Origin of the sequence: Pseudoduganella sp. OTU4001, assembly GCF_038440195.1 — a bacterium.
In the GTDB taxonomy this organism is placed as follows: Bacteria; Pseudomonadota; Gammaproteobacteria; order Burkholderiales; family Burkholderiaceae_D; genus Rugamonas.
In genome coordinates this window covers 277,884-290,840 of sequence record NZ_JASATG010000003.1, presented here as the reverse complement: position 1 = coordinate 290,840, position 12,957 = coordinate 277,884, and the positions used below count along the sequence as shown (strand labels likewise).

General features: G+C 65.5%; 12 protein-coding genes. 7 read left to right on the top strand and 5 right to left on the bottom strand.

Features of this window, described 5'->3' with window-relative positions:
• Position 1: 1 nt before the first annotated feature.
• Both AAHE99_RS04845 and AAHE99_RS04840 read right to left on the bottom strand, forming a co-directional pair.
• The gene (locus AAHE99_RS04845; RefSeq protein WP_342114977.1) at positions 2–1,237 is read right to left on the bottom strand and encodes a TCR/Tet family MFS transporter; all 1,236 of its coding nucleotides are present in this window, start codon (positions 1,235–1,237) and stop codon (positions 2–4) included.
• Positions 1,234–1,884, bottom strand: a complete 651-nt coding sequence (locus AAHE99_RS04840) for an HD domain-containing protein (protein WP_342114975.1) — start codon at positions 1,882–1,884, stop codon at positions 1,234–1,236. Before AAHE99_RS04840 ends, AAHE99_RS04845 begins: the two co-directional genes overlap by 4 nt.
• Before the next feature lie 147 nt (positions 1,885–2,031).
• Here AAHE99_RS04840 and AAHE99_RS04835 point away from each other — a divergent pair, with 147 nt between their 5' ends.
• A complete protein-coding gene (locus AAHE99_RS04835) occupies positions 2,032–2,502 on the top strand; it encodes a chemotaxis protein CheW (RefSeq protein WP_342114973.1) in 471 nt (156 codons plus the stop codon).
• Here the strand turns inward: AAHE99_RS04835 and AAHE99_RS04830 are convergent.
• Positions 2,499–2,966 (bottom strand): ribonuclease HI family protein, encoded by a 468-nt coding sequence (locus tag AAHE99_RS04830; protein ID WP_342114971.1) that lies wholly within the window; start codon positions 2,964–2,966, stop codon positions 2,499–2,501. The two genes, AAHE99_RS04835 and AAHE99_RS04830, sit on opposite strands and share 4 nt — an antisense overlap.
• A gap of 62 nt (positions 2,967–3,028) precedes the next feature.
• Between AAHE99_RS04830 and AAHE99_RS04825 the strand changes: the two genes are divergently transcribed.
• Positions 3,029–4,918 (top strand): S9 family peptidase, encoded by a 1,890-nt coding sequence (locus tag AAHE99_RS04825; RefSeq protein WP_342114970.1) that lies wholly within the window; start codon positions 3,029–3,031, stop codon positions 4,916–4,918.
• A gap of 40 nt (positions 4,919–4,958) precedes the next feature.
• Here AAHE99_RS04825 and AAHE99_RS04820 read toward each other — a convergent pair whose 3' ends face one another.
• Positions 4,959–5,510, bottom strand: coding sequence for a YXWGXW repeat-containing protein (locus tag AAHE99_RS04820; RefSeq protein ID WP_342114968.1), 552 nt, complete (start codon positions 5,508–5,510; stop codon positions 4,959–4,961).
• A gap of 107 nt (positions 5,511–5,617) precedes the next feature.
• Entirely contained in the window at positions 5,618–5,863 is a 246-nt protein-coding gene (locus AAHE99_RS04815) for a hypothetical protein (RefSeq protein ID WP_342114966.1), read from the bottom strand.
• A gap of 159 nt (positions 5,864–6,022) precedes the next feature.
• Between AAHE99_RS04815 and AAHE99_RS04810 the strand changes: the two genes are divergently transcribed.
• The 5 genes from AAHE99_RS04810 to AAHE99_RS04790 all read left to right on the top strand — a co-directional run bounded on the left by AAHE99_RS04810 (position 6,023) and on the right by AAHE99_RS04790 (position 12,957).
• Positions 6,023–9,148 carry a penicillin-binding transpeptidase domain-containing protein gene (locus tag AAHE99_RS04810; protein ID WP_342114964.1) on the top strand — a complete coding sequence of 1,042 codons (3,126 nt, stop codon included), beginning with the start codon at positions 6,023–6,025 and terminating at the stop codon, positions 9,146–9,148.
• 146 nt (positions 9,149–9,294) lie between these two features.
• Positions 9,295–10,311: a hypothetical protein gene (locus AAHE99_RS04805; protein ID WP_342114962.1), complete on the top strand. Its 1,017-nt coding sequence runs from the start codon at positions 9,295–9,297 to the stop codon at positions 10,309–10,311.
• Positions 10,304–10,858 (top strand): hypothetical protein, encoded by a 555-nt coding sequence (locus tag AAHE99_RS04800; protein ID WP_342114960.1) that lies wholly within the window; start codon positions 10,304–10,306, stop codon positions 10,856–10,858. The genes AAHE99_RS04805 and AAHE99_RS04800 overlap by 8 nt, the downstream gene beginning before the upstream one ends.
• 144 nt (positions 10,859–11,002) lie before the next feature.
• Complete coding sequence (locus AAHE99_RS04795; RefSeq protein WP_342114958.1) at positions 11,003–11,914, top strand: hypothetical protein; 912 nt, start codon at positions 11,003–11,005, stop codon at positions 11,912–11,914.
• Positions 11,911–12,957 carry a hypothetical protein gene (locus AAHE99_RS04790; protein WP_342114956.1) on the top strand — a complete coding sequence of 349 codons (1,047 nt, stop codon included), beginning with the start codon at positions 11,911–11,913 and terminating at the stop codon, positions 12,955–12,957. The genes AAHE99_RS04795 and AAHE99_RS04790 overlap by 4 nt, the downstream gene beginning before the upstream one ends.

Genomic DNA, 12,957 nt, shown 5'->3' with positions numbered 1-12,957 from the left:
ATTATGCACCGGTTTGCAGGGCCAGTTGATGGCGCTGGAAATAACGCCGCGCCACGTAAATGCCGACGGCCTGCATGGCGGCGCAGACAAAGAAGGTGCTGCCGGCGCGCCAGTCGCCAGGCGGCAAGTGGCTGACCGCGCTGAGGATGCTGCCGCCCACCAGCGGCATGATGACGGAACCCAGGCTGCTGATCGACTGCAGTGACCCCATCAACTCGCCCTGTTCATTGGGCGGCGTGGCCTTGGAGACGATGCCTTGCAGCGCCGGTCCGGCGGCAAACGAGAGCAGGTTGCACAGGATGAAGACATACATCATCCAGCCTTGCGTGGCGAGGCCGTACAGCAGGTAGGTGATGGCGCCGGAGGTCAGGCCGATCAGGGACAGGCGCACCTCGCCGAATTTGCGGATGAAGAGGCCGAGCAGGCCGGCCTGCACCACGGCGGCCGCCAGGCCCACGCAGAACAGGGCGATGCCGTTTTCCGCCGGGCTCCAGCCGAAGCGGAAGTGGGTGAACAGCACCCAGGTCGACTGCAGCATCATCTGAGCGCCGGTGACCAGGGCAAAGGTAATCACCAGGCCGCGGATGTCCTGGCGTGCGACCAGCCTGGCCAGCGCGCTGAATGGATTGACCGACACTAGCTTGAATTTGCCGCGCCGTTCCTCCGGCAGCGATTCCGGCACACAGAAATAGCCGTAAATGAGGTTGGCGAAGGACAGCGCAGCGGCGACGAAGAACGGCAGGTGCAGGTCGATGTCGCCCAGCAGGCCGCCCAGCATCGGACCGCAAATGAAGCCAAGCCCGAAGGTGGCGCCGATCTTGCCGAAGCTCTTGGCGCGGTCCTCGTGGGTGGAGATGTCGGATGCGTAGGCCGATGCGACCGACATGCTGGCCGACGACATGCCGCCGATCACGCGGCCGATGAACAGGCAGGCCAGGTTCGGCGCCCAGGCCGTGGCCAGGAAGTTGATGCCCATGCCGGCCATGGAATACAGCAGCACCGGACGGCGGCCGATACGGTCGCTGATGGCGCCCAGCATCGGCATGAAGATGAACTGCAGCAGGCCGAACGTGGCGCCCAAGATGCCGTACCAAATGGCGTGCATCTCGCGGTCCGCGACGTACTGGCCGACCAGGATCGGCAGCACCGGCACGATGATGCCGATACCCAGCATGTCGATGAAGATGCTGACCAGTACAAAATTCAGGTTGCCTTTGGATTGACCGGCCTGGCTCATGCCGCCACCGCCCATTCTGCGACAAAGCGGTCGCGGAACGCCAGCAGCTCGCCCAGGCGCTGTTCGCCCAGGGTGCGGCCGGCGGCGGTCTTCATGGTGCCGGGCAGGGTGGCCAGCTTCATTTCAATGTGGTCGAGCGAATAGGCCTTGTCATTGCGCTCGCGGTGATTGGCCAGCGGATCGTCCGGATGCGCCAGGGCGCAGCCCATGCGGCCAGCGGTATACAGCATGCGCGCCAGGCCGACCGCGCCCAGGGCGTCCAGACGGTCGGCGTCCTGCACGATGCGGGCTTCCACGCTGTGCGGTTCCAGCGCGGCGGAAAAACTATGGGTTTCGATCGCGTGGGCCACGGCATCCAGTCGCTCGGCCGGGAAGCCCGCTGCGGCCAGCTGGGTGCGCGCCAGTGCGGCAGCCTGGCGCGATGCGAGGTGGCGTTGCGGATGGTTCTTCGGCAGGTTGACCAGGTCGTGCAGGTAGCAGGCGGCCATGACCACCAGCTGGTCGGCCTCGGGATGCTGCTCCAGCAGCAGGGTGGCGTTGCGCCAGACGCGGTGCAGGTGGTTGCAGTCATGGGCGCCGTCTTCATCGGCGGCGGCAGTGGCCAGCGCGACCAGGCGTGGCTGCCAGCTGCTCAGGGAAATATCCATAAAAACCATTGTTTCTGTTTATTAGCCGCGCAATTGTGCCATGTATTTTCCACAAACTTGCGTGTTTCTCTATGGCAAAATTCTTGGTGAAAATTTTATTGACCTACGGTAACATATGGCATCGTCGTTCACAAATGAAAGATTGTCATGACTTCTACTGCCACCCAAGCTGCCGAATACCTCGCCTTTACCCTGGGCCAGGAAGAATACGGCATCGATATCCAGAAAGTCAGTGAAATCCGCAGCTACGAAAACCCGACCCGCATCGCCAGCGCGCCGGATTATGTGAAGGGTGTGATCAACCTGCGCGGCCTGATCGTGCCGATCATCGATATGCGCGTGCGCTTCCAGCTGGGCGAGCCGACGTACGGCCCGTTCACCGTGGTCATCATCCTGCATATCGGCAGCCGCACCGTCGGCATGGTGGTCGACGCGGTGTCGGACGTGACCATCCTGGAGCCGGAACAGATCAAGGCTGCACCGGACATCAGCGGCACTATGGATACCGAATACATCACCGGCCTGGGCACCATTGACGACCGCATGCTGATCCTGGTCGATATCGAACGCCTGATGTCTTCGGCCGATATGGGCGTTGTAGAAAAGATGGCGGCTTAAACACCGCCTTCGTGGATCGCCTGCTGCGACAGGCGGTCCGCATCGCCGTTCCTGTGGCGCGGCACCCAGCGCACATCCACCTGGGCCAGTCCCGCCATCAATTGGGCCACGCGCGCACGATGCAGTTCGAGCGCCTTGGCGCCCGCAGCCTGCGAGACCAGCACGTCCTGCACCACCACCTGGCTGTCGCCGTACACCAGCAACTCCCCCACACCCAGCTCCACCGCCTTCTCCAGCGCCGCAATTAGCGCCAGGTATTCGGCGTCGCCGCTGCTGCCATGCCCTGCGCGGCGGCTGATCTCTACGCGTTCGCCGGCAGGACCGGCCAGCAGCACGCCGATGCCGATGCGGCCTGGGTTGGGGTGGGCGGATCCGTCGAACCATGCGCGCCATGCGGCGGGGGAGGATGGGACAGCCTGGCGCGCCAGTTTTTCGGCGCGGGCTCGTTCTTGTTTTATTGACATGGGTAAATTATTTTGCAACACTGGCCTGGCTGTTTTTCCACCACTTTAACAGGAGGATCCACATGTCCGTGATGTATCGCGCAGCAGGCGCCGTGGCAATCGCGCTGGCAATGCAAATGGCATACGCGGCGCCCGCCAAACCGGTGCGCAAATATACGATCGAGCAGTTCATGGCCACCACCTCGATCGGCGGCGCGTCGTTCAGCTACGATGAAAAGAACATCCTTTTCAGCAGCAACGAGAGCGGCATCTTCAATGTGTATTCGATCCCGGTGGGCGGCGGCAAGCCGGTCGCGCTGACCAAATCGACGGTGGACAGCACCTATGCGGTCGGCTACTTCCCGGCCGATAACCGCTTCCTCTTCACGCGCGACAAGGGTGGCGATGAGCAGAACCATTTGTTCGTGCGCGAGCTCGATGGCAGCGACAAGGACCTGACGCCGGGAGACAAGCTGAAGGCTTCTTTCTTCGGCTGGAGCGACGACCGCAGCGCGTTCTACGTGCTGACCAATGAGCGCAACCCGAAATTCTTCGACCTGTACCGCTACAGCGTGAAGGACTACTCGCGCACCATGCTGTACCAGAACGATAATGGCATCAGCCCAAGCCGCATCAGCCGCGACGAGAAATGGCTGGCGCTGAACAAGCCGAACACCACGGCCGACAGCGATATCTACCTGTACAACCTGGCCAGCAAGGAGATGAAGCACATTACGCCGCATAAGGATGTGGCGAGCTATGAGGCGGCCAGCTTCGACCCTGAATCGAAGAAGTTGTTCTTCACCTCCAATGCTGGCGGCGAATTCACCAGCATCCGCACCTACGACCTGGCAAGCGGACAAGTGGCCGAGCATGAGAAGGCCGGCTGGGACGTGGTGGGCACCGGCTTCTCGCGCGATGGCCGCTTCCGTGTCTCGGTGGTGAACCAGGACGGCAGCACCGTGCTGCGCGTGGTCGAGGGCAAGGCGGAGAAACCGATGGCGCTACCGAAAGTGCCCGGCGGCGATATGAGCTCCGCCGTGTTCTCGGACAGCGGCAAGCTGATGGCCTTTTACGTCAACGGCGACCGTTCGCCGAACAACCTGTTCGTGTACGACCTGGCGACCAAAAAGGTGAAGCAGCTGACCCAGAGCATGAGCATGGACATCGATCCGAACGACCTGGTGGAGGCCGAGGTGGTGCGCTTCAAGTCTTTCGACGGCATGGTGGTGCCTTCGATTTACTACGAGCCGAAGAACGCAGCGCCGAACGCCAAGGTGCCGGCGGTGGTGTTCGTGCACGGTGGCCCGGGCGGGCAGACGCGCCGCGGCTATAACGCGATGATCCAGTACATGGTCAACAACGGCTACGCGGTGCTGGGCATTAATAACCGCGGCAGCAGCGGCTATGGCAAGACCTTCTTCATGGCCGACGACCGCAAACATGGCCGCGAGCCGCTGTGGGACTGCATCGAGGCCAAGACTTTCCTGGCCAGCCGCGGCTACATCGATCCTGAACGCATCGGCATCATGGGCGGCAGCTATGGCGGCTACATGACGCTGGCGGCCATGGCTTTCCGGCCCGAGACGTTCAAGGTTGGCATCGATATTTTCGGGGTCAGCAACTGGATCCGCACGCTGGAATCGATCCCGCCGTATTGGGAAAACCAGCGCAAGGCGCTGTATGAGGAAATCGGCGATCCGGTCAAGGACAAGGACTTCCTGGTCGCCACCTCGCCGCTGTTCCACGCTGCGCATATCCGCAAGCCGCTGATGGTCATCCAGGGCAAGAACGATCCGCGCGTGATCAAGCCTGAAAGCGATGAAATCGTGGAGGCGGTGAAGAAGAGTAATGTGCCGGTCGATTACGTGGTGTTCGACGATGAGGGCCATGGTTTCAGCAAGAAGAAAAACCAGGCGGTCGCCAACGCGAAAATCGTTGAGTTCCTCGACAAGCACTTGAAGGGGATGTAAGAAAGAAAAGCCGCCGAAAGGCGGCTTTTCTCATGCTGCATCAGCGGCGGTAGGGGTTGTCCGGGCGATGGTCGTAGCGGTTGGGGATGCCGTCGCCGTCGCGGTCGCGGTCACGGTTATTTGGCACGCCGTCGTTGTCGCGGTCGCGGTCATAGCGGTCCGGCACACCGTCGCGGTCACGGTCGCGGTAGCGGTCACGGTCGCGATAGCGGTGGTTGTCGCGATACGGGTCGCGATAGGAATAGCTTGGGCCTTGCACGTAGTTCTGGCGGGTGTCGTAGGCTACCCAGCCGCCTTCACGCCATCCCCAGCCATTATCGACGCGTACCCATTGCGATGGATTGTAGCGGTAGCCCGGGCGTTCGCGCAGCCAGTGGCCGGCCACCCAGACGTGGCGGTAGCCGTCCCAGCTCCAATAGCCGGGCGCCCATACATAACCGTGCCGTGGCGGCGGCAGGCTTTCAAAACGGGCCGGTGGAGGAGCGTTGCCGATGACCAGGTTGAAGTCTACCTGGGCCATGGCTGTGGTAGGCGCTATCGCGGCCGCACCAAGCGCCAAGGCGGCCGCAGCGATGAGTTTCGATTTGAGCATGGCTGATCTCCTGTTGGTGACTTGCTGACTTCAATATAGCAAGAGCACCGGAGGGAAGATAAGCCTGATTCAGTTTCTTACAAATCCCCAGCTGGGGTAACAATTGCTCAAATGCTGCCTGGCTGGGTTGCCTTGCGCTCTTCGGCCAGCGATGCCTGCTTCTCAGCGGCAGTCATGCGCTTGGCTGCAACAACCACAACATGCGAGCCCTGGATCGGCGCTGCCTGCACAACACTGGCGTAGGCCGCCGGTGCTTTGCTTTCAATTGCGCCGTTGTCCAATGCATAGTTGGCAGCGCAGGCCAGGCCGATGATGGCGATGAACAGGGCTTCGAAATTACGCAGGGCTTTCATGATGTTCTCCGGTTTGCGGATCGTCCACTCGAGGACTTTCCATGGCTCCACTGTATCCGGCCACCCGCCTGGTTGCCATCGCCATGCGACAAGCTGTTTAAATCGCGGGCTGAATTGCAGAAAACGGGGATTTTCCCTGTCCCCCGGCTAGGGGCAGGTATGGAAACCATTCTTGCTCGTCTATCGGCCTGGCGGCGCGACCGCAGGCGGCAACGCAACCTGCGCTCGGGCGCAGCCACTCCGGTGGCCGCCCCGGCCGCCTTGGCGCTGGCCGCGGCGGCACTGGCGGTGGCGGCACTTGGCGCGTACGTGCTGTGGCGGCACGCCGGACGCCTGGGAGAGGAGGGCAGCGCCAGCCCGGCCTACCCGCTGGCTGCGTTGCAGGCGCTGATGCCGGGCCAGGAGCTGGTGGTGCAGGAGGCGCCGGGCGCCGTCGTGCAGACGGTGGCGGGCGGCAGCGTCCTGGTGGCCAGTGGCTTGCAGGCCGGGCCGGTGGCGCGGGTCGACCTGTGCACCCGGCCCTTGCCGCTGCACCTTGGCTATCGTTTTTCGGAAGTCGCTGGCGAGCCCGCACTGCGCCGCGCGCTGCTGGTCGGTGAAGAAAGCAAAGTGCCCGCCATGACCATCGGCGCTGGCACGGATGGGCTGCGCGTGCGGTGGCGCGAACGTGGCGAGGCGGCGCAGTGGACAGCCGATGCGCCGGGTGCTGCGCTGGATACCCTGGGTTGGCTGACCTGGCGCGGCGGTGCGCTGCGGGTTGAGCGCCGCCATGGCAAGCGCTGCGCGCAGGGGGAAATTGTGGTGCAGTCCTTTTCGGCGTCGGAGCGGGCCGAGCGTGCGTATGTCACGCTGTTTCCGGCCGGCGGCGCGCCGAGCGCGCTGCGGCTGGCGCCGGGCCGCTATCCCGTGCCGCAACAGGCGATTGCACCGCGCGAGGATGAAGTGCTGTTCAAGCGCCTGCTTGCGCGCGGATTGCTGCGCCGGGGCGGCGATGGCTTGCTCGAGCTGGCCCTGCCGGATCTGGCGCAATGGCTCGCGGCTGGCCAGGACGCGCGTGCGTTGGCGCTGCCGGGCTGGCAGGAACAGCAGCCGGATGAGGAGATGCGCAGGCTGCTGAAGCGCCTGTACCGCCAGGCGGACGGTGAATATGTGCGGCGGCAGGTTGATCTGTTCAACAGTGAGCGCCGTTTGCTGGCCTGGCGTCTTGGCAGCGGCGCGCCGCAAGGCGCCACTGTGGCCTTGCTGGCGCCCGGCGGGGGCGAGCTGGCGCAGACCGGCGACATGCCGCCGCTCGCCGTGAGGCTGTTTGCGGATTTGCCGCAGGGCTGGCAAGCGTGGAGCCGGGCGGCGCACTGGGATGGGCGGGGAGCGGCGGTGCTGGTTGTCCATCTCCCGCAGGCAGCGCGCGGCAATGAACGCATAGACTTGCTGCTGGCGGGCCGGCTGGCCGGCGCGGCGGACGCCGCCCAAGGCGGGCCGGTGGCGGCTGTCGCGGCTTGCAGCGGGCCTGCTTGCCGCACCGCTTCGGATGTGCAGGCGCTTAGCTTGCGGCCGCGCGCCGGCGCCACGCGCATCGTGCTCCCGGTGCAGGCCCTGGACGTGTCGGGGGCGCAGCATCCCGGCGACCAGGCGTACCGCCATATCCGGCTGGCGCACGGCGAGCCGGCCTGGCAGCCCATCGCTCCGGCGCTGTATTCAGCATACCGCGCAGGCGGAGCGCGAGGGCAGGCCCGCGCAGCGACCGGCGGTACCGGAACCATGATCGCCGACCGCGATGGCATGCCGCTTTGGTCCGGCGGCGTCGCAACGCCATCGGCGCGGGATGCCGGCCTGACAACCTTGCTGGGCGCAGGTCCAGGCCACGACAACAGCTTGTCCGGCATGCTGGCCCGCGCGGCGGTTGCCGGCCAGGGCGGTGAGGGTGCCGCCAGGCTGACCATCTCGCTGCCCCTGCAGGCGCTCGGACAGGCGATCCTGGAATGCCAGGGCTTGCGCGGCGGAGAGTGGGACGGCAAGCGTTGCGTCGGCGGCACTGCACCGCCCGCACAGCGTCGTGCCGGACTGGTGCTGCTCGACGCCGGCAACGGCGACATCCTGCTCGCGGCGGGCGCCGGTGGGCCGCAGGCGACAAGCGCCAACTGGCGCGAAGCGCGTGAATTCGACCGCGCCAACCCAGCCCGCAGCGCTCTGCGCCTGCCAGCCTGGCAGCACGACGGCGGCGCCCACCACAGCCCCGGCTCCGCCTTCAAGATCATCAGCGCGCTCGGTTTGGAGCTGGCAGCCCGCCATGACCGTGTGCTGGACGGCTTGCTGGGCGGCCAACCCCTGGCGGACATCGACCGCCTCGCGCAGCAGCGCGGCTATGCCTTCCGTACCGATGCCGCCATCTACCCCAATGCCGCGCAAGCTGCCCACGTCACCAACTACCGCGAACAAAGCCTGGTGCGGCGTGCCGAATCCGGCCGTCTGGGCCTGGCCCAGGCAATGACCTACAGCGTGAACACATGGTTCGCATGGACTGCCGAATTGAGCGACCGTACTTTGCAGGGCCAGGCCGACGGCGGCGCACCGGGCTTGCGGGCGCTGGAAGCAGGCGCGCTCGCAGCCCAGCGCCCCATTGCCGAAGCGGCACGGTTGCTGGGTTTCGACGCTGCGATGCGGCTGGACGGCGGCCTGCTGCCGCAAGAATTCCGGTGGCAGGCATACGATGCGCTGCAATCCAGCGCCTCCCGCATTGACCCGATCGACAGCCGCCACGAACTGCGGCAAATGGCGATCGGGCTGCGCATGCAGGCCACGCCGCTGCAAATGGCGGTAGCGGCAGCGGCCATCGGCGCCGGAAAGCGCCCAGCGCCACGCCTGCTGCTGTCCCTGGGCGGGCGTGAAGCTGAAGCTGTCGAGGGCGCACCGCTGGCCATGCGCCTGGACCGCATCCGCCAGGGGATGAAGGGAGTGGTCGACAGCGGCACTGCGGCCAGCGCATTTGCCGGGCCGGCGCTCGATGCGGCGCGGCGGGGCCTATACGGCAAGACCGGCACCGCCCCGGTCAGCGAAGACGATGCCACGGTGTGGTTCACCGGCTGGCTGGAACCGGGTAGCCTGCCGGGGCAGACGCGGCGCCTGGCCTTTGCCGCCTTCATCAGTCATTCGCAGCTGACGGGCGGCGGCCATGCCGCCCCCATCGTCGCGTCGTTACTCAAGGCCATGGCCGGGCAGAATGCTGAACAGAAGGGGAATTCCCCGTCTTTCGCCGCAAATGGATGGGCTTCCACCATGCCAAGATAAGGAGGCGTGCATTGGGCGCGCGCCAAAGTTGACAGGAATGTATGCGGCTGCCAGGAACCCGGTACCAGGAGCACGGCTGGGAACAAGTACGAAAGTTGTTGGGCCACTGCTCGTTGCAGGCGTTCCGGCATTGCGATGCGCAGCTTTTGCTTGACCAGTCCCGTGCGGCGGAGTCGCTGGAGTGGTATGCCAATGTCGCTGGCCGCCTGCTGCGCGACCATGCGCGCCGTGCGCGTGGCGAAGCGTCCGGCAATTCCTACGGCGACAGCGCGGCTGAACTGGCTTTGGCCCTGTTGTACGAGCTGCAAGCCCAAACTGCCGATTGGATTGCCTTCCTCAACGCGCTGGCTGCCGAACATGCGCGCCTTGGCGCTTTCTGGCAGGAGGAATCGGGGCAGGGCATGCTGCGCAAAAAAGTGAACGACATGTTCGCGGTGTTGCGCGACAAGGTCGATAGCGACAATTACCAGGCTGCGACTGGCCTGCCTTGCTCTCCCAACAAGATTTACACCTACCGGATGCTGGACACGGCGTATCGCGAGATCGCGCAGCTGTTTGCCAACTGGGAGCACAATGCCGCGCAGGTTGGGGCTATCCTCGGCCGCGAGCTGCACGGTTTCCCGATCGAAGTACGGCAAATGCGGACTGTCGGCGATTGCCGCGCCGAATGGGTGATACGGTGGAGCGAGACGATGGAGCAGTTCGGCGGCGCGCCCGGGCCCTTGCATACCAGGTCCAAGCGTTTTGCAAGCCTGAAGAACAATCCTGACAAGATTGCCGCCATGCTGGCGGAGATTGGCGATTACGAGGAGTTGTCGTCCAACCAGGACGGCGACTGGCAGCTGGACGAGGCGGAGTCGCTGTCCTGGCTGGAGGATCTGTGGCGCGTGGCGGAGGAGGCGGGAGTTTCTCCTTCCCCCCGCAAGGTGGAATTGGCTGCTTTGCAGGGCGAAGCGCTGCCGGTCCGGCTGGCGGTGTTCCAGTCCCTGCTTGGTGCGGCGGATGACAGCTATCCTGAGGAATGGCTGGATCCCGGCACCGGTGAGTTGCCGTCGATGGCGCGGTTGGCTGAAATGGCGGGCATCTCGGTACCGACCCTGCGCAAGCGGCGTAACGAAACAATAGACAGGTTGAATGCGGAACTGGGGGTAGCAAGTGAATAACACAACTGAACGCAAGCTGCAGGAAGCGCTGCTGCTGCGCAGCCGCCCCGGTGAGGATGCCCTGGTGCTGGATGACGGCGTGCTGCAGGCGGCACTCGATGGCAGCCGCGCGTTGACGGCCGTGCAGCTGGCAGCTTTGCAGGCGTCTCCGCTGACCTTGCGGCGCTTCCGCCATCTGGCGCTGGAACGCAAACGGGCGCAGGCGGTGCTGGGCTGGCAGGGCAGCAGGGGTATGCTGCGGGCGGCGTCTTCCTCCGCCGAACTGTCGCTGCTGACGACCGACGACGGCTGCTGGTCGCTGCATTTCGTGCCGCAGGGCGCGGGGTGGCAGGTGATCCTGAAGCTGGAGGCGCAGGCGGAGTTCGCGGCGCAGGTGCTGGCGCGCCGGCCGATGCTGCGGGTGACGGATGGCGGTGGTGGCGTGCTGCTGCAGGGGCGTCTCGATGCGGATGGTGAATGCGAACGCGCCTGGGCTTTTGCGGATGCGCCGGATGCGTATTTCCAGGCGCATGGGGCGGTGTTCCATGTCGAGCCGCTTGGGCCGTGAGTGATGGGACTTTTGGCGCGCATGCGCGGCCTGGCCGCGCGCTCTCCTGATGCCGGCGCTGGTGCGGTTGACGCTCTTGGTACGTCTGCGCTGGCCGTTCGTGCGCCTTCGCCGTCGTTTACTCCTGCGTCGGGTGCTGTGCTGATGGAGGCTGCCGATGGGGTGGAGTGGGTGGTGCATGCGTTGCCTTTGCGCTGCTTTGTGCTGCCGTTTGCTGCTGCACCGGAGATCGGGCTTAGGGTTGATTACTGTTTTGATGCTGGGGGGGATAGGGCGCGGCTTGCCTTGCTGTTAGCTGCGGAGGCGGATCGGGTGCTTGCGGCCGAAAGCGTTGCCGCCGCGATCCAGCAGGCGGTGCAGGGGGCTTTGCAACTGGGGACGCTGGAGCTGCCGCCTTGCACCAGCGATGAGGAGTGGCATGCATTCCGGGGCGGTCTCAATGAGTTGGTTTATACGCGGTTTGGGCTGGTAGTGGAGGATTGCGTGCCGGTGGATCTGCACCCGACGATTGACTTCGCCGCGCAACTCTTGGCCGCAAGTCCTGTCGTCTACGCACCCGCACCCGCACCCGCGCCTGTATTCACGCCCGAGCCGCCATCCACGTCCGTCTCTGCGCCGGCACCGGAACGCGCGCCGGCACAGGCATCCGCACCGGCGCCCGACGCGCGGACGGATGCGGACGCGGATGCGGCGGCGCTGCGCCGTCTGTTCCTCGAGCTCCCGGCGCTGGCGGCTGGCATGCGCGCCTTGCCGATGCAAGAAGGCGACGGCAGCTTCGCACCTATGCAAGGCATCCTGCGCCGCCTCGCGCTGGCGGCCGTCAACGCCAACACCATGCCAAGCCTCACCCACAGCGCGCCCAGCCGCCGGCTCCCGGAGAAAACGCAGCAGCTGCGCGCCACCCACGCATTAGCCGCGCAATCAGCCCTGGACGAAGGCTGGGCCTTGCTAGCCTCCATGCGCAGCGGACTCGAGCCCGCAAAGCTCGACGACACCGGCCGCATGCTCTCCAACCTCGAACACAGCCTGGCCCAGCGCCGGTCCACCCAGCCATGATCGCCGCCCCGCACGCCAGCAGTGCCGACTGCCGCACCATCCTCGCCGATGGCCGCCTGGCCACTATCACCGCCACCCGCCGCCCGCGCGCAAACCGGGCGGAGGTGAAGTGTGTGGTGCCCGGCGCCCCGCTCCTGGCCGAAGCAATGCAGTCAGCCGTGCGCCTGGCGCGCCTGACCGAAGCCGTATTCGACAGCCGCGAGCAAGTAGTACTCAGCATCGACATCGCACCAGCACCGGACGACCGCAACTGGGAGCTGGCCGCCGTCCTTGCCGACCGCATGGTGCGCGGCATATGGCGTCCGGCCAGCACGCAGGTGACCGCAGCCGGCTGGTCCGACAACTGGCAGTTCGGGGAGCTGCAAGGCGACCCGGATCAAGCCTCGCAACTGCTGGCAGGTGCCGGCGCCGATTCGGAGCTCGGTGAAGTCTGGCTCGGCGGCGGCACCATCAGCCACCTCGGCGAACTGACCGGCCAACCCCACCCGCGCGGCGGCCTCTCCAGCGCGCGCGCCTGGTTCCCGCTGCATAGCGGCGGCATCAACGATGCCTTGTCGTGGGTCGAGGTCAGCGTGCGGCCACTGCAAGCCAGCGGTCAGCACGATGAAGAATCCAGCATTGCCGCACCAGCGCTGGACCTGGCAATGCAGCAATCGGTGCGCCAGACTGTGGCCGGCGCCCGCCACTACGACGGCAAAGGGCAGGGCCGCTGGCAAACCGCAGTGCGTTTCGCCCAGGCCCGCCTGCACGGCGAATCCTGGCAATTCGCGCTGGTGATGGCGGACCGCCTGGCGCGCGGCAGGGAATTCATCCCGCGCGGCCGCGTGATTGCAAGCGGCGCATCCAGCGCCTGGCACGCCGGCCGCGTTGACACCGTCGACGGCCTGGAACCAAAGCTGGAACTGATCCTGCGCCAGGCCCGCCCCGGCGACCGCGTGCTGCTGCCCCATGCATGGCAGGCCCATATCCCGGCCGCCTACCGCAGCGAATTGAAACTGGCGGGCGCCTCGCTGGCCTGCGTGGAAAAACTCGGATGGATTTAA